Source organism: Gordonia sp. NPDC127522 (genome assembly GCF_042672305.1).
GTDB classification, from domain to species: Bacteria; Actinomycetota; Actinomycetes; order Mycobacteriales; family Mycobacteriaceae; genus Gordonia; species Gordonia hongkongensis.
The window spans coordinates 587,679-611,453 of the sequence record NZ_JBHXVK010000003.1 but is presented as its reverse complement, the minus strand read 5'-3'; the positions used below and the strand labels follow the sequence as shown (position 1 = coordinate 611,453).

General features: G+C 69.6%; 20 protein-coding genes and 1 riboswitch. Of the genes, 4 read left to right on the top strand and 16 right to left on the bottom strand.

Features of this window, described 5'->3' with window-relative positions:
- Positions 1-332: 332 nt before the first annotated feature.
- From ACFVHY_RS10320 to ACFVHY_RS10300, 5 genes are all read right to left on the bottom strand, one after another.
- Positions 333-2,741, bottom strand: coding sequence for an ATP-binding cassette domain-containing protein (locus ACFVHY_RS10320; RefSeq protein WP_390271470.1), 2,409 nt, complete (start codon positions 2,739-2,741; stop codon positions 333-335).
- A 206-nt stretch (positions 2,742-2,947) separates the two neighbouring features.
- Positions 2,948-3,358: a VOC family protein gene (locus ACFVHY_RS10315; RefSeq protein ID WP_390271468.1), complete on the bottom strand. Its 411-nt coding sequence runs from the start codon at positions 3,356-3,358 to the stop codon at positions 2,948-2,950.
- Between the two features lie 19 nt (positions 3,359-3,377).
- Positions 3,378-3,809: a helix-turn-helix transcriptional regulator gene (locus ACFVHY_RS10310; RefSeq protein WP_058250457.1), complete on the bottom strand. Its 432-nt coding sequence runs from the start codon at positions 3,807-3,809 to the stop codon at positions 3,378-3,380.
- Positions 3,810-3,827: 18 nt separating this feature from the next.
- On the bottom strand, positions 3,828-5,507 hold the full coding sequence (locus ACFVHY_RS10305) for a phospho-sugar mutase (RefSeq protein WP_390271466.1): 1,680 nt from the start codon (positions 5,505-5,507) through the stop codon (positions 3,828-3,830).
- Positions 5,504-6,733 (bottom strand): glucose-1-phosphate adenylyltransferase family protein, encoded by a 1,230-nt coding sequence (locus tag ACFVHY_RS10300; protein ID WP_390271464.1) that lies wholly within the window; start codon positions 6,731-6,733, stop codon positions 5,504-5,506. The genes ACFVHY_RS10305 and ACFVHY_RS10300 overlap by 4 nt, the downstream gene beginning before the upstream one ends.
- 28 nt (positions 6,734-6,761) lie before the next feature.
- Here ACFVHY_RS10300 and ACFVHY_RS10295 point away from each other — a divergent pair, with 28 nt between their 5' ends.
- Positions 6,762-7,994, top strand: a complete 1,233-nt coding sequence (locus ACFVHY_RS10295) for an NAD(P)/FAD-dependent oxidoreductase (RefSeq protein ID WP_390271463.1) — start codon at positions 6,762-6,764, stop codon at positions 7,992-7,994.
- Between the two features lie 18 nt (positions 7,995-8,012).
- Here ACFVHY_RS10295 and ACFVHY_RS10290 read toward each other — a convergent pair whose 3' ends face one another.
- From ACFVHY_RS10290 to ACFVHY_RS10265, 6 genes are all read right to left on the bottom strand, one after another.
- Positions 8,013-9,020 carry an oxygenase MpaB family protein gene (locus tag ACFVHY_RS10290; RefSeq protein ID WP_058250453.1) on the bottom strand — a complete coding sequence of 336 codons (1,008 nt, stop codon included), beginning with the start codon at positions 9,018-9,020 and terminating at the stop codon, positions 8,013-8,015.
- Positions 9,021-9,119: 99 nt separating this feature from the next.
- On the bottom strand, positions 9,120-9,863 hold the full coding sequence (locus tag ACFVHY_RS10285) for a VOC family protein (protein WP_390271461.1): 744 nt from the start codon (positions 9,861-9,863) through the stop codon (positions 9,120-9,122).
- Positions 9,860-10,183: a hypothetical protein gene (locus ACFVHY_RS10280; protein ID WP_390271459.1), complete on the bottom strand. Its 324-nt coding sequence runs from the start codon at positions 10,181-10,183 to the stop codon at positions 9,860-9,862. Before ACFVHY_RS10280 ends, ACFVHY_RS10285 begins: the two co-directional genes overlap by 4 nt.
- 36 nt (positions 10,184-10,219) lie before the next feature.
- Positions 10,220-10,441 carry a DUF3263 domain-containing protein gene (locus ACFVHY_RS10275; RefSeq protein ID WP_065632045.1) on the bottom strand — a complete coding sequence of 74 codons (222 nt, stop codon included), beginning with the start codon at positions 10,439-10,441 and terminating at the stop codon, positions 10,220-10,222.
- 201 nt (positions 10,442-10,642) lie between these two features.
- Complete coding sequence (locus tag ACFVHY_RS10270) at positions 10,643-11,779, bottom strand: DUF475 domain-containing protein (RefSeq protein WP_390271457.1); 1,137 nt, start codon at positions 11,777-11,779, stop codon at positions 10,643-10,645.
- Positions 11,776-12,057 (bottom strand): hypothetical protein, encoded by a 282-nt coding sequence (locus tag ACFVHY_RS10265; RefSeq protein ID WP_390271455.1) that lies wholly within the window; start codon positions 12,055-12,057, stop codon positions 11,776-11,778. The genes ACFVHY_RS10270 and ACFVHY_RS10265 overlap by 4 nt, the downstream gene beginning before the upstream one ends.
- A gap of 468 nt (positions 12,058-12,525) precedes the next feature.
- Here ACFVHY_RS10265 and ACFVHY_RS10260 point away from each other — a divergent pair, with 468 nt between their 5' ends.
- Positions 12,526-12,870: an RNA polymerase-binding protein RbpA gene (locus ACFVHY_RS10260; RefSeq protein ID WP_058250448.1), complete on the top strand. Its 345-nt coding sequence runs from the start codon at positions 12,526-12,528 to the stop codon at positions 12,868-12,870.
- Positions 12,871-12,947: 77 nt separating this feature from the next.
- Here the strand turns inward: ACFVHY_RS10260 and ACFVHY_RS10255 are convergent, their stop codons facing one another.
- From ACFVHY_RS10255 to cobN, 5 genes are all read right to left on the bottom strand, one after another.
- Positions 12,948-13,766: a polyprenol monophosphomannose synthase gene (locus ACFVHY_RS10255; RefSeq protein WP_390271453.1), complete on the bottom strand. Its 819-nt coding sequence runs from the start codon at positions 13,764-13,766 to the stop codon at positions 12,948-12,950.
- Entirely contained in the window at positions 13,750-15,444 is a 1,695-nt protein-coding gene (gene lnt / locus ACFVHY_RS10250; RefSeq protein ID WP_390271451.1) for an apolipoprotein N-acyltransferase, read from the bottom strand. Before lnt ends, ACFVHY_RS10255 begins: the two co-directional genes overlap by 17 nt.
- The gene (locus ACFVHY_RS10245; RefSeq protein WP_390271449.1) at positions 15,441-17,075 is read right to left on the bottom strand and encodes an amidohydrolase; all 1,635 of its coding nucleotides are present in this window, start codon (positions 17,073-17,075) and stop codon (positions 15,441-15,443) included. Before ACFVHY_RS10245 ends, lnt begins: the two co-directional genes overlap by 4 nt.
- A 108-nt stretch (positions 17,076-17,183) precedes the next feature.
- Complete coding sequence (locus ACFVHY_RS10240; RefSeq protein ID WP_390271447.1) at positions 17,184-17,693, bottom strand: FxsA family protein; 510 nt, start codon at positions 17,691-17,693, stop codon at positions 17,184-17,186.
- A gap of 256 nt (positions 17,694-17,949) precedes the next feature.
- A complete protein-coding gene (gene cobN, locus ACFVHY_RS10235) occupies positions 17,950-21,759 on the bottom strand; it encodes a cobaltochelatase subunit CobN (RefSeq protein WP_390271445.1) in 3,810 nt (1,269 codons plus the stop codon).
- 71 nt (positions 21,760-21,830) lie between these two features.
- Positions 21,831-21,908, bottom strand: a riboswitch (cobalamin riboswitch).
- A 60-nt stretch (positions 21,909-21,968) separates the two neighbouring features.
- Between cobN and cobG the strand changes: the two genes are divergently transcribed.
- On the top strand, positions 21,969-23,129 hold the full coding sequence (gene cobG, locus ACFVHY_RS10230) for a precorrin-3B synthase (RefSeq protein ID WP_390271443.1): 1,161 nt from the start codon (positions 21,969-21,971) through the stop codon (positions 23,127-23,129).
- Between the two features lie 13 nt (positions 23,130-23,142).
- Positions 23,143-23,766 carry a precorrin-8X methylmutase gene (locus ACFVHY_RS10225; protein WP_390271441.1) on the top strand — a complete coding sequence of 208 codons (624 nt, stop codon included), beginning with the start codon at positions 23,143-23,145 and terminating at the stop codon, positions 23,764-23,766.
- Positions 23,767-23,775: the final 9 nt, after the last annotated feature.

Genomic DNA, 23,775 nt, shown 5'->3' with positions numbered 1-23,775 from the left:
CCTCAGGGAGCGGGGTTAATCGCCCTCCGCAAGCTGCGGGCGCTCCTCTGGGAGCGGGGTTGGTCGCCCTCCGCAAGCTCCGGGCGCTCCTCAGGGAGCGGGGTTGGTCGCCCTCCGCAAGCTCCGGGCGCTCCTCAGGGAGCGGGTTGAATCCGCCGTCGCCCTCCGCAAGCTCCGGGCGCTCCTCTGGGAGCGGGGTTGGTCGCCCTCCGCAAGCTCCAGGCGCTCCTCACGGAGCAGGGGCAGGTCGTTCTTTCGGATTAGGGAGCAGAGGGGGCGCTCCTTCGGATAGGGAGCAGTCGGAGGTGCCCCTTCTCGCCCGCACCCCGGTGTCAGGCACCGACGTAGTCGGCGAGGTGCTCACCGGTGAGCGTCGATCGGTCGGCGACGATGTCGGCCGGTGTGCCCTCGAAGACGATCCGGCCGCCGTCGTGGCCGGCGCCCGGGCCGAGGTCGATGATCCAGTCGGCGTGGGCCATCACGGCCTGATGGTGCTCGATGACGATCACCGACTTCCCGGAGTCGACGAGACGGTCGAGCAGCCCGAGGAGCTGTTCCACGTCGGCGAGGTGGAGGCCCGTGGTGGGCTCGTCGAGGATGTAGACGTCGCCCTTCTCCCCCATGTGGCCGGCCAGCTTCAACCGCTGGCGTTCGCCGCCGGACAGGGTGGTCAGCGGTTGACCGACCTTGATGTAGCCGAGCCCGACGTCGACCATCCGGTGCAGGATCTTGTGCGCTGCCGGGAGTTTGGCATCGCCATCGGCGAAGAAGGTCTCCGCCTGGGCGACCGACATCTCGAGCACTTCGCTGATGTTGCGGCCGCCGAAGGTGTAGTCGAGCACCTCGGCCTGGAAACGCTTGCCCTCGCACACCTCGCAGGGTGCGGCGACGCCGGCCATCATCGCGAGGTCGGAGTAGACGACACCCGCACCGTTGCAGTTGGGGCAGGCACCCTCCGAATTGGCACTGAAGAGAGCCGGTTTCACGCCGTTGGCCTTCGCGAACGCCTTGCGGATCGGTTCGAGCAGACCGGTGTAGGTCGCCGGATTGGAACGCCGCGACCCCTTGATGGCGCTCTGGTCGATGGAGACGACCCCGTCCTCCTTGGCAACCGTCGAGTTGATCAACGAATTCTTGCCGGAGCCGGCGACTCCGGTGAGCACGACCAGCACACCGAGCGGGATGTCGACGTCGACATCGCGCAGGTTGTTGGCGTCGGCTCCGCGGACCTCGAGATGACCACGGGGGGTGCGGACCTCGTCCTTGACGGCGGCGCGGTCCTCCAGGTGGCGCCCGGTGAGCGTGTCCGCGGCCCGCAGTTCGTCGACGGTTCCTTCGAACACGATCGTGCCGCCGTCGGTGCCCGCTCCCGGGCCGATGTCGACAACGCGGTCGGCGATCGCGATCACCTCCGGCTTGTGCTCGACCACCAGCACCGTGTTGCCCTTGTCCCGCAAGGCGCGCAGCAGATCGTTCATCCGGGTGATGTCGTGCGGGTGCAGACCGATCGACGGCTCGTCGAACACATAGGTCACGTCGGTCAGCGACGAACCGAGGTGACGGATCAGCTTGGTGCGCTGCGCCTCTCCGCCGGACAGGGTGCCGGCCGGGCGTTCCAGGGACAGGTAGCCGAGACCGATGTCGACGAACGCGTTGAGGTGGTCTCGCAGCGCGGTGATCAGCGGGGCCGCGGACGGATCGTCGAGTTCGGCGACCCACTGGGCGAGATCGCTGATCTGCATCGCGCATGCGTCGGCGATGCTGATGCCCTTGATCTTCGACGAGCGGGTCTCGGCGGTGAGGCGGGTGCCCTCACAGTCCGGGCACTTCGCGAAGGTGATGGCGCGGTCGACGAAGGCACGGATGTGCGGCTGCATCGCCTCACGATCCTTGCTCAGCATCGACTTCTGGATCTTCGGGATCAGACCCTCGTAGGTGATGTTGATGCCCTCGACCTTGATCTTGGTGGGCTCTTTGTACAGCAGGTCGTTGAGCTGCTTCTTGGTGTACTTCGCGATCGGCTTGTCGGGGTCGAAAAAGCCGCAGCCGCGGTAGATCCGGCCGTACCAGCCGTCCATGGAGTAGCCGGGGATCGTCAGCGCGCCCTCGTTGAGCGACTTCGACGAGTCGTAGAGTGCGGTGAGGTCGAAGTCGGAGACGTCGCCGCGTCCCTCGCATCGCGGGCACATGCCGCCGGTGATGGAGAAGCTCCGACGCTCCTTGACCTTCTGCCCGCCCTTCTCGATGGTCACCGCACCCGCCCCGCTGATCGAGGCGACGTTGAACGAGAACGCCTGCGGTGAACCGATGTGCGGAGTTCCCAAGCGACTGAACAGGATACGCAGCATCGCGTTCGCGTCGGTGGCCGTACCGACGGTCGAGCGGACGTTGGCCCCCATGCGTTCCTGGTCGACGATGATCGCGGTCGTCAGACCTTCCAGGATGTCGACGTCCGGACGCGCCATCGACGGCATGAAGCCCTGGACGAACGCACTGTACGTCTCGTTGATGAGGCGCTGGGATTCCGCGGCGATGGTGCTGAAGACCAGTGAACTCTTCCCGGAACCCGACACCCCGGTGAAGACCGTCAGCCGACGCTTCGGCAGATCGACGCTGACATCCTTGAGGTTGTTCTCCCGGGCGCCGTGGACGCGGATGATGTCGTGCGTATCGGCGGGGTGGATGCCGTCGGCCCGCACGGCGTCGACCTTCCGTGCGGGACGGGTGGCGGTTCGGCTCATCGTCTCTCCATCACTGGCGCGACCGCGGGCGGGCGGTCGTCGGCGTTCGGGGTGCTCGTGTCATTCCGGAGGTCCGTCGCCGCGAGGTCGGTGCGCGGACTCCCGGTCGATCTAACCAGGGTGGAGGACACGGCCGCGGGGTGTTGTCGGTCGACGACCGCGCCGAGTGCTTCCGCGGGCGGGTATCGACCGGGTCCGCACACGACTCAGCCGGCCTGGTCGATACGGATGAGGTTGCCCGCCGGGTCACGAACGGCGGCGTCGCGCACGCCATACGGCTGATCCATCGGCTCCTGCACGATGTCGACGCCGCTGGACTGCAACTTGTCGAACAGCCCGTCGAGGTCGTCGGTCGCCAGCGTGAGCGCGCCGTAACTCCCCTTGGCGATCAGCTCGAGGATCGTCTGTCGTTCCTCGTCGGAGATACCGGGATCCGCGGCCGGCGGATGCAGGACGATCGACGTGCCCGGCTGTCCGGGCGGGCCGACGGTCAGCCATCGCATGCCCTCGTAGCCGACATCCTTGCGGAGTTCGAACCCGAGGAGGTCGCGGTAGAAGCCCAGGGCGGCGTCGCCATCGGTGTGTGGGAGGAAGGTGTACTGGATCGTTATGTTCATGGGATCAGGCTAGGCAGTCTCACCCGCGCTGTGCTTCTCGATTCCTGATCGGTCTCGTGATGTTCTTCGCCAGGCACGCCGGTATCCCGTCCGTCGCGTCGGCCGACTGTTCGCGATAGACCGTCGGAGGGACCCCGACGAGTTCGGTGAACCGGGTGCTGAAGGTGCCCAGCGACGAACAGCCCACCTCGAAGCAGACCTCGGTGACGGTCAGGTCGCCGCGCCGCAGCAGCGTCATCGCCCGTTCGATGCGGCGAGTCATCAAGTACGAGTAGGGCGATTCGCCGTAGGTCTGGCGGAACTTCCGGCTCAGGTGACCGGCCGACATGTTCACCCCGCGCGCGAGCGCCTCGACGTCGAGCGGCTGCGCGTACTCGCGGTCGATCCGGTCGCGGACCTGACGCAGCAGCGTCAGGTCGCGCAGGCGCTGATCGGAATCGGTTCGCGGCACGAGTCGATCGTAGTGTGCTCAGACCCCGAGCACCGCCGAGATGTCCGCACCGAGGGCGTCGAGACGGCGTGCGGCCTCGTCCCGCGGTACGGCGCCGTCCGGGCAGTCGAGGACGACTTCCAGATAGCACTTCAGCTTCGGCTCGGTGCCGGAGGGACGCACGACGACGCGGTCGTCGGCGGCCGTCCGCACCAGAACACCGTCGGTCGGCGGGAGATCGGCGGAACCGCCTGCCAGGTCGCGGTTCTCCACCACCGGCGAGCCGGCCAGTCGTTCGATCGGTGACGAACGCAGGCGCTGCATCATCTCGTCGATCAGCGCGGTGTCCTCGACGCGGATCGTCAACGGTGCGGTGGCATGCAGGCCGTGGCGACGGGCGAGCCGGTCGAGTTCGTCGGTCAGCGTACGGCCGTCCCTCCCGAGTTCCTCGACGAGGGAGATGACCCGGACCATCGCACCGATGCCGTCCTTGTCGCGGACGGTCTCGGGGTCGGTGCAGTAACCGATCGCCTCCTCGTAACCGAAACGCAGGCCGGAGGTCCGGGCGATCCACTTGAATCCGGTGAGCGTCGCGGCGAACCGCAGCCCGTGGTCCGCGGCGATCCGGCCGAGCAGCCGGCTCGACACGATCGAACACGCCAGGGTGTCACCGGGGCGCGTCGCATCCCGTGCCGCCTGCTCCCCCAGCAGCGCGCCGATCTCGTCGCCGGTCAGCTGCCGCCACTGAGTATCGGGACCGACCGTCGCCACCGAGCAGCGGTCGGCGTCGGGGTCGAGGGCGATCACGACGTTCGCGTCGATGTCGCGTGCGAGATCGAGCGCGAGGTCGAGGGCACCGGGCTCCTCCGGGTTCGGGAACGGCACCGTCGGGAAGTCCGGATCTGGAGCGGACTGCGCCGCCACCACGTGGACGTCGCCGATTCCCGCGGCCCGCAACACATCCCGAGCGACCGTACCCCCGACCCCGTGCATCGGCGTGAGGACGACGCGCACCGGCGACGGACCGCCGCCGGGTCGAAGCCGCGCGGTGCGCTCGACATAGGTCCGCACGGTCTCGTCGTCGAGGTGGACGACCGCCGCGGGATCGCGGGGCACCTCGTCGGCGGGCGGCGCCTGCGCGATCCGGTCCGCGATGTCGGCGTCGGCCGGCGAGATGATCTGCACTCCCCTGCCCGCATCGTCGGTGACACGCCCGCCGAGATACACCTTGTAACCGTTGTCGGCCGGTGGGTTGTGCGAGGCGGTGATCATCACCCCGGCGTCGCAGTCGAGCGCACGCGTCGCATGAGCGGTGACCGGCGTCGGCAACCGAGGAGGCAGCGCGAACACCGTGAGCCCCTGCGCCGCAAGCACTTCGGTCGTCGCATCGAAGAACTCCGCGGATCGGTGCCGGGCGTCGCACCCGACCACGACGCGCGCGTCTGGACCGACCGTGTCGAGCAGATACCGCGCGACACCGGCCGTGGCGCGGGTGACCACGGCGACGTTCATCCGCGACTCGCCCGCACCGACCTCGCCGCGCAGACCGGCGGTGCCGAAGGTCAGCGGTCCGCTGAAGCGGGACGCGAGATCGTCGGCAGCGGCGTCGTCACCGGCCTCGGCCGCGTCGATCAGTTCGGTGAGCACCGCACGGGTCGACCGATCCGGATCGTGGTCTCGCCAGTGTCGTGCGGTCGCGAACAGGTCGGCCCGGGTCACCGGATGCGGCGACCCGGCTCGACGCGGTCGCCCAGCGCCACCCGGGCGCCGCGCAGGATCTGCGTGTCCATCCCGACCAACGTGATCTTCTCCGTCGGGACCGGGCGTGTCCGCGGGTGTCCGCCGACCACCGCGTTCGGGCCGACGCGCACACGATCGTCGAGGACAGACCATGCGACCGACGCGCCGGCGCCGATGACAACGTCGCCGAAGATCACCGAATCGGCCACGACCGCACCTTTTTCGACGACCACACCCGGTCCGAGAACGCTGCGTCGGACCGTTCCGTGCACATTGGCGCCGCTGCTGACCAGGCTGTCCTCGACGACCGCCCCGGCCTCGATACGCGCGGCCGGGCGCTGCGGCTGGTTGGTGAGGATCGGGCGGTCGCCGCGGAAGACGTCGAGCGACCCGGAGATGAGGTCGCGGTGCGCCTGCAGGTAGGTCTCGGGACGGCCGGCGTCGATCCAATAGCCCGGCATCGCGTGGGCCACGGTCTTCCCGCGGTCGACGAACCACGGCACCAGGTGTTCGCCGAAGTCCCCCAGGCCGGTGTCGTCCTTCGGGGATCCCTCGGTCGTCCGGCTCTCCAGGTACTCGAGGCCCTCGATGAGCACGGCCGGGTCGTAGACGAAGATCTCGGTGGCGATCGTGCGCGTGGTGGCGCGTTCGGGTTTGTAGCGGAACTCGCGGACGGTCCCGTCGCGGCGGGCCTTCACGGTGGCGTGCTGCGCGGCCTCCTCGAGCGGACACGTCGTGGTGACAACTGTGCATTCGGCGCCATGGCGGCGGTGGGTCTCGATGGCGTCGCGGAAGTCGAAGTCGTAGACGTGGTCGGCGCTCATGACGATGACCTCGGCCGGCGCGTGTTCGGCGATGCGGCCGCGGATGCGGTACAGCAGGTCGGCGTTGCCGGTGGCGAAGCCGTCTTCGGTCTCCGCGGCGTCGGTCTGTTCCGGCATCACGACCCGCAACCCGCCGCTGGTGCGGTCCAGGTCCCAGGGGCGGCCGCCCGCCACTATCTGGGTGATGGTCTCGGCCTCGTACTGCACGCACAACCACACGTCGTCGATGTGACTGTGGTGCAGGTTGGAGAGCGGGAAGTCGATGAGCTGATAGTTCCCCGCGAACGGCAAGGCGGGTTTCGCCCGCCGATCGGTCAGCACCTCCATCCGCGAACCACGTCCACCGGCCTGCACGATCGCGAGAACCTCCGAATACCGCATCACCCCAGTCTGCCCCACGCCGCCGGGTTTGCCCGGATACCGTGGCCAACGGAACCCGATGGCAAACTCGACGAGGAGGCACACCGTGACGCTCAGCCGCCGCGCAGCGCACGCGACGACGGAGCGTGTGGAGGTCGACTGCCTCGTGGTCGGCGGCGGCATCGTCGGCCTGGCGGTGGCGCGGGCGTTCGCCCGGCGAGGACGCGACGTCGTCGTCCTGGAGGCCACCGATTCGGTTGGCGCGCAGACGACCTCGCGGAGCTCGGAGGTGATCCACGCCGGCATCTACTACCCCGAGGGCAGCCTGAAGGCGGAACTGTGCGTCCGCGGTCGCGAGCAGTTGACCCGCTTCTGCGACGAGCACGGCGTCGCGTGGGCGCGACCGGGCAAACTCATCGTCGCCACCGACGGCACCCAGAGCGAACGCCTCGACGTCTTGCTCCGACACGGCCTGGCCAACGGCGTGTCCGACCTCCGACGGATCGGAGTGGACGAACTGCGCGACCGGGAACCGGCAGTCGACGGCGTCGCGGCACTGTTCTCACCGTCGACCGGGATCGTCGACGTCGACGGTGTGGTGCGTGCGCTGGTGCGCGACCTGGAGGCACACGGTGGCGCGATCGCGTTGCGCAGCAGAGTGATCGGCGGACAGATCAACGCACACGGCGTCACCGTGCAGACGTCGGACGGTGAATCGGCCTCCGCCCGGACGCTCGTCAACTGTGCCGGGATCGGCGCGTGGGACGTGGCCCGGGCGCTGGCCGGCTTCGGCGGCCCGATCCCGCCGCGCTTCCTCGCCAAGGGAAATTACTTCGGGTTGTCCGGCGTCCGGGCGCCGTTCCGTCACCTCGTCTACCCGATCCCCGCCGACGGCGGATTGGGCGTGCACTTCACGATGGATCTCGCCGGCGAGGCCCGATTCGGCCCCGACGTCGAATGGCTGACGCCGTCCCCCGACGAGGCGACCGCCGGGGAGGAACTCGACTACGCCGTCGACGAGGCGCGCGCCGACGCATTCGAACGAGCCATCCGCACGTACTGGCCGCAATTGCCGGCCAATGCCTTGGTGCCCGCCTACGCCGGGATCCGGCCGAAGGTCGCCGGGCCGGGTGCCGGTGCCGGTGACTTCGTGATCCAGGGTCCGCGGTCACACGGCATCGCCGGTCTGGTGAACCTGTTCGGTATCGAGTCGCCGGGCATCACGTCATCGCTGGCGATCGCCGACCATGTCGTCGGCCTGGTCACGCCCCCGACGACGTGACCAGACCGACCGGAGCGCTCAGCCCTGGTGCGCCGCACCCTCTTTGGGGTGGTACTGGTAGGCAGCGCTTGCCTTCTCGCGAACCTTCATGGCCTGGATCGCGTCGTGATGACGCCGGGCGTGATAGGCCAGCGGGAAGTACGTCAGCCGCTCCGGCAGGGTGCGGTAGGCGAATCGCAGATTGCGATGAATCCGCTCGAGGTGACGCTGCTCGGCGTCGGACCAGCTCAGGCCCAGGATTTCCCGCACGCGCGGATCCATGACGCCGACGGTGGTCAGGTAGTTGAAGTTCTGGAACGGCACCGACGCGGTGGCAGCGGCCTTCTTCACGGCGGGGCGCAACGCCTTGGGCACCGACTTCGGGACGACGGGCGCGGCGCGCATCTGACCGATCAGTTCCAGCGCGACCGGGTGCCGGACGAGCTTGTTCTCGATGAAGTCGTCGAAGTACTCGTCGAACTCCTCGAGGGTCTCGGGGTAGTTCTTCATCGGTACCTGGACGATCTTGGCGATGCGGCGGTTGTCCCGCAGGAGTTCTTTGCGCTCCTCGAGAGTGAAGTGCCGACCCAGCACCAGCGGCGCGGCGGTCTCGATCGTCGGCAGCGCGGTGGCGATCACCCAGGCGTATGCCTCCGGGTTGAGTGCACTGATGTGCTTGCCCTCCGAGTTGCGCATCTGCAGCGGCTGGTGCAGCTTGCGGAGACGCTTGCCCTCTTCGAGAGCCTCCTGACCGCCGTAGGTCCAGCGCAGCACCGAGTCGGCGGAGCGGATCGCACGTCCGACGGGGTCGGTGCGGAAGACCGAGTACTTGTCGACGACATCGCCGATGACGGGGTGCATCACCTGCATCACGAAGGCCGCCCCGTTGATCGGGAGGAACGTGTACATGCCGGTGAGCTTGGCGGTCAGCGAGTCCGGCGGGATCAGTTCGATCTCGTCGTCGCGGTGGTTGAGCAGCGGCTCGCCCGCCACGAAGTCACTCGCTGCGGGTTCGGACGCTGTCCGTTCTTCGTGTACCGCGGTCATGGTGCCCCCAACATCGGTCTCGGATACTACTAATTCGACAACATTCGTAGTCAGATTAGCGCAGGCGTTCCCGAAAACCCACCGTTTGTCGGATTTCGGCTACTGAAGCGAGTCGGGTCCGGCGTCGGGGCCGATGACCACGGTCCGCGTGGCGAGTTCGCGGTGGCGAACCGTGAAGATCCGCGTGCCCTTCTTGCGTCCGATGCGGACCTCGCTGAGATCGAGTCCGTCGGCCGTCAGACGCGCGTGGGTCGTGTCCACATCGGTCGACCGCCATGCCACACCCCAGAGCATGACCGGCGACGACGGCACCGGGTCGGCCGGCGGGCGGGGCGCGGCGACGACCTCGACGATCAGGTCGTCGCGCCGGAAGAACAGCTGACGGGCGTCCTGCCCGATCGGCTGGTCGAGACGGAAATCGAGGCCGAAGGTACCGGCGAACAGCGCGACGGCGACATCGCGGTTGTCGCAGGTGAAAACCAGATGGTCGAGGCCGGTCAGATCGCCGTCGGCGGCTTCGGACTCGTGTCGTTCGGCGATCCCGACCGGACTGGTCTCACCCAGCGCTCCGAGGGCGGTGTCCGCGAGCGGATACCCGCGCCGGCCGAGTAGACGCCGGGACGCGGGGACGTCGTCGACCGTGAAGTACACATCGTGGGTGTCGGGCTCGCCGGCCGACGGCCGTATCGAGAGGGCGACGTTGCCGAGGTTCACCACTCGCCGGCCGTCGGTGCCTGTACCGACCTCGCGTCCGAGCAACCGCTGGTAGGTCTCGGCGGTCGTCGACGGGTCGTCGCTCGCGAGGTCGACGAGTGCGTGCGGGCCGGCGGGCGGAATCGTCACCGCTTCTTCTTACCCTTCCGACGACGAGCCGGCGCCGGCGGCACCCGTCGATGAATCAGTTGCGCCGAGCTGGTGATATGCCAAGCGCGGCAGGAGCACTCGTAGTAGCGCAGCTCCGGGGCGGTACCGACGAGGTGGCGCCGGAGTCGATCGATGCCCTCACGAGCGTCGGCCGGCGAGGCGAACGGCAGTTTGTCCGGCGTCGGGCAGGCCGGATAGTCGACGCCGGCGCGGCGCCGGCGTCGGGGTTGATTCCGGAACGCCGTGCGTGCCTCGACATCGCGATAGAACGCTTCGAGATCGTCATCGGAGAAGGGCACCCGTCGATTATCCCCCGGGCAGCGCGCGGGCTGGGATCAGCGGGCCATCCACAGCCGACGGCGGATGACCTGGCGCATGCGGCGCAGCTCCGCAGCGGTCAGTCCCGACGGCGGGTCGGTGTCGACGAGGCGGTCGACCTGGGAGAAGAAGTCCCGATCGGTGAGGCCGAACTCCTCGACGATCTGCCGGGAGGAGCCCCCGCCCAGGGAGTACCAGTCCGTCTCGAACTGGATCATCTGCTGCTGTTTGCTGTCCATGACGACCACCGAATCTGCGTTTTCGACCTGAAACCCCGGACCTGTGTCGCGGAGCCACTCGGCTTCGGCTCCTGCGTGACACACGTCACCGACGTCGTCATTTCTACACCTGTCGACCGACAGAAGACAGCAGCCGGCCCATGCTGATTCCAAAGGTCCCGCAGATGTTCACCGCACGTTCGAGGACGGCCGGGGAGAAGCTCAGACGGCCAGTCGATCGCCGGTCCCGGCACGCGCTTCGCGCCGGTTCGCGCGGATGCTGCTGGCGAGCGACGCGCCGATGAACGCCACGCCGACGAGCCCCGTGATCACCTCGTTGATCTCGATCTCGATGCTGATCAACAGGATCGCGGCCAGCGCGCCGATGGCCCAGTGCGCACCGTGTTCGAGGTAGCGGTACTCCCCCAGCGTGCCCTTGCGGACGAGGTAGATCGTGATGGACCGCACGAACATCGCGCCGATGAATCCGAGCCCCAACGCGATGATGATCGGGTCGGAGGTGATGGCGAAGGCGCCGATCACCCCGTCGAAGGAGAACGACGCGTCCAGAAGTTCGAGATAGAGGAACAGGAAGAACCCGGCCTTGCCGGTGGCGACGGTGACCGGGTGCGGACCGGAGCGGTTCGATCCGGACTTGTTCGATTCGGGCGCGTCTGATTCCGCCGCGTCCGATTCCGGCTCGGCCATGAACAGCGAGCTGAGCCCGTCGACGGTGATGTAGGTGACCATGCCCAGGATTCCGGCGATCAGGACGGTCGCGCGGCTCTCGTCCGGCGCCAGGAACTCGGCGGTGAGAACCAGCGCGAGGGCGGCCAGTACGACCGCCAGCTGGTCGAGCTTGCCGAGCGTGGCGAGCGGCTTCTCCAGCCACGTGAGCCAGGTCTGCGGGCGCTCGGTGAGCACGAAGTTGAGGAACAGCAGCAGGAGGAACATGCCGCCGAACGCCGCGATCTGCGGGTGGGCCTCGGTGAGGATCGTCTCGTAGCTGGGTTGACCGTCGGCGAAATGCGTCTGCCCCTCGGGCGGCGGGTTCATCGCCAGGTCGAGCGCCTCGACGGGGTTGAGACCTCCGGTGATCCACACGATGACCAGCGGGAACAGCAGACGCATGCCGAACACGGCGATGAGCACGCCGACGGTGAGGAACATCTTCTGCCAGAACGCGCTCATCCGTTCGAGGATCGTCGCGTTGATGACCGCGTTGTCGAACGACAGGGACACCTCGAGCACGCCGAGGATGGCGCACAGGGCGAGGCCGGTCCAGCCGAGGTAGAGGTAGGCGACGACCAGCGCCACGAGCGTGACGACGAGCGAGGGCGCGAAGATGCGCGCGGTCACCGCAGCTTCTCGGCTTCCCGCACGAGATCGAGCAGCGTGTCGGTGAGGTCGGCCAGCACGTCGTGTCCGGCACCTTCGGCCACCGCGGTGCCGAGGTCCTCCGCGGCGCACCGCAGTGCGAACATCCGGTCGCCGAAGTCTGCGGCCTCGGCCGAGGAGAGGATCACCGCGTCGTCGGGAATGGATGTGCCCTCGAGCAGCGTTCTCTGCTCGTAGGCACGCTGCCTGCACGATCGCTTGCAGTACTTCCGCCGACGCCCCATCTCGGAGTCCACCATCGTGCGGCCGCACCAGGCGCAGGCGTATGGCCGACGCCGACGCGATGCGTCCGTTTGTACGCCGTGCGTAGTGCCTGGTTCCACACCGAGACCGTACCGCTGTCACGACCGGCCGCGCTCGCTGCGCTCCCGGCGGCGGCACACAGTCGCCCCGCTCGCCGCGCTCCCGGCGGCGCACACACACTCGCCCCGCTCGCTGCGCTCCCGGCGGCGCACACACACTCGCCCCGCTCGCTGCGTTCCCGGCGGCGCACACGCACTCGCCCCGCTCGCTGCGCTCCCGGCGGCGGCCCCGCGGACCGCGGTGGACAACACGGGTCGTCGCCGGTGGCGAACCCACGCAGGAATGCGCGTAGAATGTTCCTGTTGACGACCCGAAAGTCGTGCGCACCGTTGCGCGCGATCCTGGAATGCAACAGAGATCTCCCGGCAGACCGGGAGATCCGACGAAGTTGAGAGGAACCCTTCATGGCAGATCGAGTACTTCGGGGTAGCCGCCTCGGCGCGGTGAGCTACGAGACCGATCGTGACCACGACCTCGCGCCACGACGCATCGTCCAGTACCGCACCGACAACGGCGAGATCTTCGACGTGCCGTTCGCCGACGACGCGGAGGTCCCGTCGAAGTGGCCGTGCAAGAACGGCATGGAAGGCACCATCCTCGAGGGCGCCGAGCCCGAGGAGAAGAAGACCAAGCCGCCGCGTACGCACTGGGACATGCTGCTCGAGCGTCGTAGCGAGGAAGAGCTCGAAGTGCTGCTCAACGAGCGCCTCGACCTGCTCAAGCAGCGGCGCAAGGGCATCACCAACTGACACCCGCGGGCGCCGACGCCCGGAACCGAACAGACCCGGCAGGACATCCTGCCGGGTCTGTTCGTCTGCTCAGCGGATCATCGCTTCCGGACGAGTCCCCAGCGCTCGAGGCGGCTCTGGACTCCCCAGCGGGCGACCATCGTGAACGCCTCGGACATCACGCCGCCGCTCATCTTGGACACCCCGATCTCACGTTCGGTGAAGGTGATCGGAACCTCCCGGACGTCGAAGCCGGCACGCACCGTGCGCCATGCGAGGTCGATCTGGAAGCAGTAACCCGCGGACTCGACGGTGTCGAGCTGGATCTTCTCCAGCACGATGCGGCGATAGGCGCGGAACCCGGCGGTGATGTCGTGGACGCCCGCACCGAGGGCGAGACGGGCGTAGGTGTTGGCCCCGCGGGAAAGGAACTCCCGGCGCTTGGGCCAGTTCACCAGCTTGCCGCCCGGGACGTAGCGGGACCCGATCACGAGATCCGCGCCGTCGTTGACGGCGTCGAACAGGCGGTGCAGCTGCTCGGGCGCGTGGCTGCCGTCGGCGTCCATCTCGACGATGACGGCGTAGTCGCGGTCGAGTCCCCACGCGAAGCCGGCGAGGTACGCCTTGCCCAGGCCGTCCTTGTCGACGCGGTGCATGACATGGACCCGGGTCGCCGCATCGGCGCGGGCGAGGTCGTCGGCGACGTCACCCGTGCCGTCCGGGCTCGAGTCGTCGACCACGAGGACATGCGCTCCCGGCAGCACGTCCTGCAGACGTCCGATGATGAGTGGCAGGTTGTCGCGTTCGTTGAATGTCGGCACGACGACGAGTGCGCCCGTGCCGTCGGCGCCGACCACGCGTTGCGGCGTGTCGTCGGGCCGCCGCTGCCCTGCCGTGGCGTCAATCCCCGATGCCATCGAGCTCCTTCGTGTCACCGGTCGCCCGTGCGGCGACCCTGCGTGGCCTGAGTGAGAACCTAGTACGCGAGCGCAGCGCAAACAAAAGCCCGGCCACCGCGGCGATGATCGCGACCACCTCCGGCCAGGGGCCCAGGCGGGTCGCGAGAGTCATGTCCTCATGGAGTGGCAGACGCCCGGTCAGCACGTCCGCGGTGAATATGCCGGACTGCTGGCTGATGGATCCGTCCGGCTCGATGACGGCGCTCACCCCACTGGTGGCGGCGACGACCACGGACCGCCCGTGTTCGACGGCCCGGACCTGTGACATGGCCAACTGCTGGTAGGTCATCTCGGTCCGGCCGAAGGTCGCGTTGTTGGTGGGCACGAACAGCATCTGCGCGCCGTCCCGGACGGATTGCCGAGCGGCCCGATCGAAGGCGACCTCCCAGCAGGTCGCGACACCGACGGTCACCGTCCCCGAGCGACCGGGCACGTCGACCACGGTGGGTCCGGTGCCGGGGCGGAAGTCCCCGGCCATGTCCGCATACGACGAGAAGAGGCGGAAGAACGGCCGCCACGGGAGGTATTCGCCGAACGGCTGGACGATGTGCTTGTCGTAGCGGTCGACCGGGCCCAGCGCGCCGTCCCAGACCAGGACCGAATTGGTGGGTCGGCCATCGGGGTTGCGGATGAGCGTGCCGACCAGGATCGGCGCGTCGACGGCCTCGGAGGCTGCGGTGATGCCGGCGGCCGCGTCCGCGTTGTCCAGCGGCGAGATGTCCGAGGCGTTCTCCGGCCACAGGACGAAGTCGGGCTGCTCGGTCTGCCCGGTGTCGATCGCCCGGCCGTAGGACATCGTGGTGCGGACGTGATTGTCGAGGACAGCGCGCCGCTGGGCGTTGAAATCCAGACCCAGGCGCGGGACATTCCCCTGGATGGCACCGATCCGAGCCGAGGACGTCGCGATGTTGCGGTCGAGGCTGGCGGGGGTCGCCGCGATGGCCGCGATCGGTGCGAGCAGTGCGATGGCCACCGCGGCGGTCGCGACGCGCACCACGCCCGAGGAACGTTCGGTGGACGGCCCCGGGCCGTCGACGTGCTCGGGGTCGGAGACGGTCGTCGTGCGCCGGTACGCCCGGGTGAGGATCACGAACAGCCAGGCGACCGCGGAGCCGAACAGCGCGACACCGGCTGACAGCCCGGGTGCGCCGAGCACCGAGGCCAGCGGCAGCAGCGGTCCATCGACCTGACTGAATGCGGTTCTCCCCCAAGGGAACCCGCCGAACGGGAAGGCGGAACGGAGCGCTTCGACGAGCACCCACGACAACGTGAACCACACCGGAGGCACCGGAAGCCGCATCGTCAGGGTGGCGATCGCGCCGAACAGCGCGAGATAGACGGCGAGCACCGCGGCCAGGGCCAGCCACGGAAGCGGACCGACGTAGACGCCGATCCACGGCAACAGCGGCACGAAGAACGCCAGCCCGAAGACGAAGCCGACCCACGCGCCGGTGCGCACCCGGGGCGACCCGACGAAGAGTGCAGCGAACAACAGGCCGAGGCCGAGGACCGCGAGGAACCACCAGTTGCGCGGTGGGAACGCGGCCCACATCGCGACACCCGCGGCGGCGGCGGTCCCGGTACGTGCGAGCCAGGACGGTGAGATCCGGGATCGGGAGACCCGCGGGGGACTCACCCGGCGTCCCGGTCGTACAGGGTCCGGCCCCGGTGCACGGTGCGTACGCAGCGCGGCAGCGCGGCCCCCGGTGAGACGTCCGGCAGCGCGGGCACCCGCGACCGCGGATCGGTCGACCACCGCTGGACCTTCTCGTGGGACCCGGCGACGACGAGGTCGTCGACCTCCCACACCGCGTAACTCGCCGGGGCGCCGGGCGTCAGGGTCCCGGTGACACCGTCGTTGACTCCCCCGGCCCGCCAGCCGCCGCGGGTCGTCGCGGCGAACGCGCCGCGCGCCGAGATCGCGTTGGTCGGCTGATGATGGTGCACGGCGGCCCGGATGGTCGACCACGGGTCTATGGCCGTCACCGGCGCGTCTGACGAGAACGACAGGGCGACACCGGTTTTGGCCAGCATCGCGAAGTCGTTGAGGGTGGCCGCGCGGCTCGCCCCGAGACGGGCGTCGTACAGATCGCCCGGACCGCCCCATTCGGCGTCGAACAACGGTTGCATGCTCGCGATGACGCCGCAGCGCGCGAGGACCTCGGCGTCGGCGGCGGTGACCATCTCGGCGTGTTCGAGCCGGTGCGCACAGCGGGCGAGCGCGGGCGTGCCGAGTTCGTCGGCGAGTTCGGCGAGTGCGCCGACGACGACGCCGGTCGCGGCGTCGCCGATGACGTGGAAGCCCGCCTGGATGCCCGCGATCGTGCAGGCGCGCAGGTGATCGCGGATCGCCTCGGCGTCGAGATAGCTGATACCGCTGGTGTGCGGATCGTCGGTGTAGGGCTCCGAGAGCCACGCGGTGTGGGAGCCGATGGCACCGTCGATGAACAGGTCACCGCCCAGGGCGTCGGCCCGGGTGATCGACATCAGTTCGCGGGCGTGGTCGGCGTCGGTGACGGCCTGGCCCCAGTAGCGCCGGATCTCGACGGGATGGTCGAGTTCGGCGAGCGCGAGGAAGTCGTCCATGCCGCTGATGTCCGGTCCGCCGTTCTCGTGCACGGCCACCACCCCGTGGGCGGCGGCCCCGTCGAGCGCGCGGCGTTGTGCACGTTCGCGATGCGCCGCGGTGACCAGGAGGCGGGCCGCGCCGCGGACGAGATGGTGGGCCTCGGCGACCAGCGGCTCCTCCGGGTGATACCCGACGGCGTCGGCCAGGTCCGGGATCAGGCGTCGCAGCGCGGTGGACGCCACCGCGGAGTGCTCGTCGATCCGGGCGAGGTAGACCGGCCTGGTCCCGACGACGGCGTCGAGCTCGCTGGTCGTCGGGAATCGACCGTCGTCGGGTTCGGCGCCCGCCCACGTCGAGTCGTCCCAGCCGAGACCCCAGATGAGGTCGCCTCCGTCGTGGGCGGATTCGGCGGCCACGGCCTTCTCCACCAGCCGCAGGCAGTGCGTACGGCTCGACGCCTCGTTCAATGTGAGGCCGTCGAGTCCGAGCCCGGTGGACGTCAGGTGGACGTGGGAGTCGACGAACCCGGGACTGACGAAGTGTCCGGCGAGGTCGATGACCTCGGCGTCGGGATGGAGTGCGCGGCCGACGTCGTCGGTTCCGACCCAGACGACGATTCCGTCGGTCACGGCCATCGCGGTCGCGTCGGGGGCGGCCGGCGAGTACACGGCGCCGCCGAGAAGCAGTTGGGTTGCCACGATCGTTCAGTGTGCCTTGCCGTCGGAGGAGGGTGGCGAGCGGTCCGGGTGCGTGCGTGTCGGTGACGCGGGCGGCGCGGCGCCGACCGTCGGCTGATCAGGACCTGTTCAGCGGCTCTGCGGTAGGCCCCGGGTGTGCGGCGGCGCCGACGGCGACCCCGGCTCGGACGTGTCGGATTCCACGACGGAACCCTCGACGACGGTCGCGCCACGTCCTGCGCCGTAGACACCGGTGGCATACATCCCGGCCCGGTCCATCGCGGTCGCCACACGGCGCGCACCGACCGCGGCGACGGCCGGACGCATCACCCGACGGGTGGGCGGGAACAGCAGCAGGGTCCCGGCCACGGTCGATACGACGCCCGGGACCACCAGGAGGATGGTCGACACGGCGACGAGCGCGGTGTCGGCCAGCGGGGCGCGGGCGTCGACCTCGTTCCTCGACGCGCGGCGCAGCTCGTCGAAGACCTTGCCGCCCTGCCAGCGCAGGACGACGAATCCGAGGACCACGGCGGCGAGGCTGATCAACACCGCCCAGCCGAATCCGAGGGTCATGACCATCGCGACGAATGCGGCGATCTCCAGCACGGCGTAGGCCGCGAACCAGCGGAAAGCCATGGTGTTTCACCTGTCTTTCGGTGCTCTCGGCACCCGTTGACGTCAGGGTCTGCGTGGACAACGAACGACGACGCGGTTTTGTCCCGAAGGGTGGTTTCGACAAGCTCAACCAGCGGTGGGCGGCTCAACCAGCGGTGGGCGGCTCAACCAGCGGTGGAGGCTCAGCCGGCGGTGGGCGGCTCAACCAGCGGTGGGCGGCTCGGCCGGCGGTGGGCTGCTCAGCCAGCGGTGGGCTGCTCAGCCGGCGGTGGGCGGCTCAGCCGGCAGAGGCGTCCTCGCCGCGGCCCTCGATGTCGCCCTCGGTCTGGAGGTAGACGGTGCGCAGGGCGTCGAGGAGCTCGGCCGGCGGTTCGCGCCACATGTCGCGTTCGACGGCCTCGAGGAGACGTTCGGCGATGCCGTGCAGCGCCCAGGGATTGGACTGCTGCATGAACTCCTGGTTCGTCTCGTCGAGGACATAGGACTCGGTGAGCTTCTCGTACATCCAGTCGGCGACGACGTCGGTGGTCGCGTCGTATCCGAAGAGGTAGTCGACCGTGGCGGCCATCTCGAACGCACCCTTGTATCCGTGGCGCTGCATCGCCGAGATCCAGCGCGGGTTGACGACGCGGGCGCGGAACACCCGGCTGGTCTCCTCTGACAGCGTGCGGGTGCGGACGGAGTCGGGTCGGGTGCTGTCGCCGATGTAGGCCTCGGGCGAGGAACCGGTCAGTGCGCGAACGGTCGCGACCATGCCGCCGTGGTACTGGAAGTAGTCGTCGGAGTCGGCGATGTCGTGTTCGCGGGTGTCGGTGTTCTTGGCCGCCACGGCGATCCGCTTGTACGCGGCGCGCATGTCGTCGACCGCGGGCACCCCGTCGAGGTCACGTCCGTAGGCGTAACCGCCCCACTCGGTGTAGACACGCGCCAGGTCCTCGTCGCTGCGCCAGTCCCGCGAGTCGATGAGTTGCAGGATGCCGGCGCCGTAGGTGCCGGGCTTGGAACCGAAGACACGCGTCACGGCCCGACGCCGGTCGCCGTGCTCGGACATCGCGGCGCGCACGTGGGCAGCGACGAAGTTCTGCTCGTCGGACTCGTCGTCGGCGGCCGCGGCGAGCGCGACCGCGTCGTCGAGCATCGTGACGACGTGCGGGAAGGCATCCCGGAAGAAGCCGGAGATGCGGACGGTGACATCGATGCGGGGACGTCCGAGTTCCTCGAGGCCGATGAGCTCGAGCGAGGAGACCCGCCGCGACATCTCGTCCCACACCGGCATGACCCCGAGCAGTGCGAGCACCTCGGCGACGTCGTCACCCGAGGTGCGCATGGCGCTGGTCCCCCACACCGACAGCCCCACCGACGCCGGGTACTCGCCGTGGTCGGTCAGGTAACGCTCGAGCAGGGAGTCGGCCATCGCGCGACCGGTCTCCCACGCCAGCCGTGAGGGCACGGCCTTCGGGTCGACCGAGTAGAAGTTGCGTCCGGTCGGCAGCACGTTGATCAGCCCGCGCAGCGGTGACCCGCTCGGGCCGGCCGGGATGAACCCGCCGTCCAGTGCGTGCAGCACCCGCGGGACCTCGCCGGTCGTCTGACGCAGGCGCGGGACGACCTCGGTCGCCGCGAAGGTGAGCACATCCCCGACCGCACCGGGCAGTCCCACGGTGGCCGCGGCAACCGCTTCGGTCGACCAGTCGTCCTTCGCGCAGGCGGCGACGAGTTCGCGGGCCTGCGCCTCGACGGCGTCGACGGAACCGCGTTCGGCCGAGCCGTCCTCGACGAGCCCGAGGGCCTCGCGCAGGCCGGGCAGGGCCGACGTGCCGCCCCACAGCTGGCGTGCGCGCAGCATGGCGAGGACCAGGTCGACCTCGGCGTCGTCGCGCGGGGGCTCGCCGAGCACGTGCAGCCCGTCGCGGATCTGCACGTCCTTGATCTCGCACAGCCACCCGTCGACGTGCAGCAGCATGTCGTCGAAGACCTCTTCGTCGGGCCGTTCGGTGAGCCCGAGATCGGAGTCCATCTTCGCCGCGGTCAGTAGTGTCCAGATCTGCTGGCGGATCGCGGGCAGCTTCGCCGGGTCGAGGGCGGAGATGTTGGCGTGCTCGTCGAGCAGCTGTTCCAGCCGGGCGATGTCGCCGTAGGACTCCGCGCGTGCCATCGGCGGGATCAGATGGTCCACGAGAACCGCGTGCGCACGCCGTTTGGCCTGCGTCCCCTCGCCCGGGTCGTTCACCAGGAACGGGTAGACGAGCGGTAGGTCGCCGAGGGCGGCGTCGGTCCCGCATTCCGCCGACATGCCGAGGTTCTTGCCGGGCAGCCACTCGAGGTTGCCGTGTTTGCCGACGTGCACGATGGCGTCGGCGCCGAAGCCGTTGTCGTGCGCCGCGATCCACCGGTACGAGGCCAGATAGTGGTGCGACGGCGGCAGATCGGGATCGTGGTAGATCGCGACCGGGTTCTCGCCGAACCCGCGCGGCGGTTGCACCATGATCGCGATGTTGCCGAAGGTCAGTGCGGCGATGACGATGTCGCCGTCGGGGTTGTGCGTGCGGTCGACGAACAGGTCGCCCGGTGCGGGGCCCCAGTGTTCGGTGACCGCCGAGCGCAGCCCCTCGGGCAGGGTGTCGAACCACTCCCGGTAGTCGCGCGCCGACAGGCGGATCGGGTTGGCGGCGAGGGTCTCCTCGGTGAGCCAGTCGGCATCCTGACCACCGGTGGCGATGATCTGGTGGATCAGCGCATCCGAATCGTCCTCGGCGAGACCGGGGATCGCGTCCGGGCCGGCCTCCGGGCCGATGTCGTAGCCGGCATCGCGCATCGCGGCGAGCAGGCGCAGCAGGCTGCGCGGGGTGTCGAGACCGACGGCGTTACCGATCCGCGCGTGCTTGGTCGGGTAGGCCGACAGCATGACCGCGATCCGCTTGTCGGCGGCCGGGGTCCGACGCAGCCGGGCGTGCGCGGTGGCGATCCCCGCCACCCGGGCGCAGCGCTCGAGATCCGGCTGGTACCAAGGCAATCCGTCGTCGTCGAACTCCTTGAAGGAGAACGGCACGGTGATGATGCGGCCGTCGAACTCGGGCACCGCCACCTGGGTGGCGACGTCGAGTGGCGACAGGCCGTCATCGCTGTCCTCCCAGTCCGCGCGGGACCCGGTGAGGCAGAGACCCTGCAGGATCGGGATGTCGAGGGCGGCGAGACGTTCGATGTTCCACGCCTCGTCGTCGCCACCGGCCGATGCGGTGGCCGGGGTGGCGCCGCCGGCGGCCAGCACGGTGACCACGAGGGCGTCGGCGGTACCGAGCAACTCGAGGAGGTCGTCGGGGGCGGTCCGCAGCGAGGCGCAGAAGATCGGCAGCGCGCGGGCCCCGCGGTCCTCGATCGCATCGCACAGCGCGGCGATGTACCGCGTGTTGCCCGCCAGGTGCTGGGCGCGGTAGTAGAGGACGGCGATGGTCGGGGCGTCGGCGTTTGGATGGCTGGCGTGACCCTTCGTGACGGCCCTCCGCAAGCTCCGGGCCTCCTCAGGGAGCGGAGGGGAGGCGGCCGTCCGCAAGCTCCGGGCCTCCTCAGGGAGCGGAGGGGAGGCGGCCGTCCGCAAGCTGCGGGTCTCCTCAGGGAGCGGAGGGGAGGCGGCCGAAGAACGTTCGAGCACACCCCACGCGGGCGTCTGCTGCGGGAGTTCGAAACCGTTGCCGGTGAGCAGGACGGTGTCGGACAGGAAGTGGTGCAGGTTCACGAGGTTGGCGACACCGCCCGCGGCGAGATAGTCGTGAGCCTGGGCGGCGACGCCGGAGGGCACCGTGGAGTGCGCCATCAGATCGGGGTCGGGCTGCTGCTCCCCGGAGCAGACGACGAGCGGCTTGCCGGTCGCCTCGACCGCGGCCAGGCCGTCCTCCCAGGCGCGTACGCCGCCCAGGATGCGGACGACGATGAGGTCGGCGTCGGCGGCGAGACGCGGGATGTCCTCGATCAGGATGCGAGACGGATTCGCGCCGCGGTAGGACACCGGCGCGTCGGGCGACGCGCAGCCCTCGTCGGCAGCCGAGGCCGTGAGCAGGTCGGTGTCCGAGGTCGAGAGCAGCAGGATCATCGTGTCTCCTCGCCGGGTTGTCGCGCCCGGTGCGTGTCGGTGCCGTGGGTGGCGGGTGCAGTGCGAGGGACTGGTCTGACTTCCGGATGTCCGGCCGATGCCGACCCCCGGTCACAGTGGCGCGACCGCGCCGGAATCGCACCGGCTTCAGCCCGCTCGCGGTGCGTTCAGCCTACGGCCACCGAGCCCGCCGGTCGTAGGCTGGTGGGATGAACCAGCCAGCCCGGGCCGCCACCGACCGTTGCCCAGGGGTCTTCGACACGCACCCGGCGGCCGACGGCGCGCTGGCCCGTGTCCGGCTGCCGGGCGGACGGATCCGTCCGGACCAGCTGGAGATGCTCGCCCGGGCCGCGGCCGACCACGCCGATGGGCACCTGGAACTGACGGTGCGCGGCAACCTCCAGCTGCGCGGGATCACCGACGTCGAGGCCGTCGCGCAGGCCGTCGTCGCCGCCGGGCTCGCGCCGAGCAGCAGCCACGACAAGGTGCGCAACATCGAGCTCAGCCCCCTGACCGGTCGCATCGGTGGCGTCGCCGACGCGCGTCCGCTCGCCGCGGCCCTCGACGACGCCCTGCGGGCCGACCCGACCGCGGCCACCCTGTCCGGCCGGTTCCTGTTCGGCATCGACGACGGGCGCGGTGACATCGCCGGCCGACGACCCGATGCGTGCGCGATGATCCGGGGCGGCACTCCCCTGGCCGCAGACGTCCTCATCGGCGGGACGGCCGTCGGATCGGCCACCGGTACGAAGGCGATCGTGCGCGCGCTCATCGCGGTGGCCGCGGGTCTGGGCGAGGTCTCGCCCGGCGCCTGGCGGGTCCGCGACCTCGACGACGACTCCCGGCGCCGGCTCGCGGAACTCATCTCCCCGACGCTGGATCCCGTCATCGGGGCCGACCCGGACGCGGCACCGGTCGCCTCGGGGGAACCGATCGTCGGCTGGTTCGACCAGGACGACGGCGCGGTGCTGCTCGGCGCGGTCGTCGAACTCGGACGCTTGCCGGCCCGGCTGGCGGAATTCATCGCGGCCGTGCAGGCGCCGGTCGTGTTCACCCCCGACCGCGAGATCCTCCTGTGCGACCTCGGCGAAGGCGTGGCCGAGACCGTCGTCCGCGTGCTCGCACCGATGGGTCTGATCTTCGATGCCGCTTCGCCATGGGCCCAGGTCAGCTGCTGCGTCGGAGCCCCGGGTTGCTCGTCCGCGCACGCGCCGGTCCGAGACGACCTGGTGGCCCGGGTGCAGGACGGCGACCCCGTCGAGGAGCGTGAACACTGGGTGGGGTGCGCCCGTGGCTGCGGGTCGCCGGCCGAATCGCACCTGTCGGTGCAGGCCACGCCCGACGGCGGATACGAACGGCGGCGCCGTTAGGCTCGTTCCCACCATGACCGAGTACCTGCGTGACGGCGCCGCGATCTACCGCCAGTCCTTCGCCACGATCCGCGCGGAGTCCGACCTCGCCGCGTTCGCACCCGACGTCGCGACCGTTGTCGTCCGCATGATCCACGCGTGCGGCCAGACCGACCTGACGCGCGACGTGGTCGCGACGCCCGGCGTCGTGGCCGCCGCGCGCAGTGCGCTCGAGGCCGGCGCCCCGATACTCTGCGACGCCAACATGGTGGCGTCCGGGATCACGCGTAAGCGTCTCCCCGCGGACAACGAGGTGCTCTGCCACCTGTCCGAACCCACTCTCCCTGCCCTTGCCGAGAAGATGGGAACCACGAGGACCGCTGCGGCACTGGAGTTCTGGCTGCCACGCCTGGAAGGTGCGGTGGTCGCGATCGGCAACGCGCCGACCGCACTGTTCGCGCTGCTGGACATGATCGACGACGGCGCACCGCGTCCCGCCGCCATCGTCGGCGCACCCGTCGGTTTCGTCGGCGCGGTCGAATCCTGCGCGGCACTGGCCGAACGCGACGACCTCGAATTCATCACGGTCACGGGCCGGCGCGGTGGATCGGCGATCACCGCGGCCGCGGTCAACGCGCTCGCGACCCCGCAGGAATGATGGTGGACC

Excerpts from the sequence above, each read along its gene's own strand:
- ACFVHY_RS10240 (WP_390271447.1), bottom strand. The coding sequence starts at position 17,693 with ATGGCTTTCCGCTGGTTCGCGGCCTACGCCGTGCTGGAGATCGCCGCA.
- ACFVHY_RS10265 (WP_390271455.1), bottom strand. The coding sequence starts at position 12,057 with ATGGTGGACTCCGAGATGGGGCGTCGGCGGAAGTACTGCAAGCGATCG.
- ACFVHY_RS10300 (WP_390271464.1), bottom strand. The coding sequence starts at position 6,733 with ATGCGGTATTCGGAGGTTCTCGCGATCGTGCAGGCCGGTGGACGTGGT.
- ACFVHY_RS10275 (WP_065632045.1), bottom strand. The coding sequence starts at position 10,441 with ATGGACAGCAAACAGCAGCAGATGATCCAGTTCGAGACGGACTGGTAC.
- ACFVHY_RS10320 (WP_390271470.1), bottom strand. The coding sequence starts at position 2,741 with ATGAGCCGAACCGCCACCCGTCCCGCACGGAAGGTCGACGCCGTGCGG.
- cobN (WP_390271445.1), bottom strand. The coding sequence starts at position 21,759 with ATGATCCTGCTGCTCTCGACCTCGGACACCGACCTGCTCACGGCCTCG.
- ACFVHY_RS10225 (WP_390271441.1), top strand. The coding sequence starts at position 23,143 with ATGACCGAGTACCTGCGTGACGGCGCCGCGATCTACCGCCAGTCCTTC.
- cobG (WP_390271443.1), top strand. The coding sequence starts at position 21,969 with ATGAACCAGCCAGCCCGGGCCGCCACCGACCGTTGCCCAGGGGTCTTC.
- ACFVHY_RS10290 (WP_058250453.1), bottom strand. The coding sequence starts at position 9,020 with ATGACCGCGGTACACGAAGAACGGACAGCGTCCGAACCCGCAGCGAGT.
- ACFVHY_RS10315 (WP_390271468.1), bottom strand. The coding sequence starts at position 3,358 with ATGAACATAACGATCCAGTACACCTTCCTCCCACACACCGATGGCGAC.
- ACFVHY_RS10260 (WP_058250448.1), top strand. The coding sequence starts at position 12,526 with ATGGCAGATCGAGTACTTCGGGGTAGCCGCCTCGGCGCGGTGAGCTAC.
- ACFVHY_RS10255 (WP_390271453.1), bottom strand. The coding sequence starts at position 13,766 with ATGGCATCGGGGATTGACGCCACGGCAGGGCAGCGGCGGCCCGACGAC.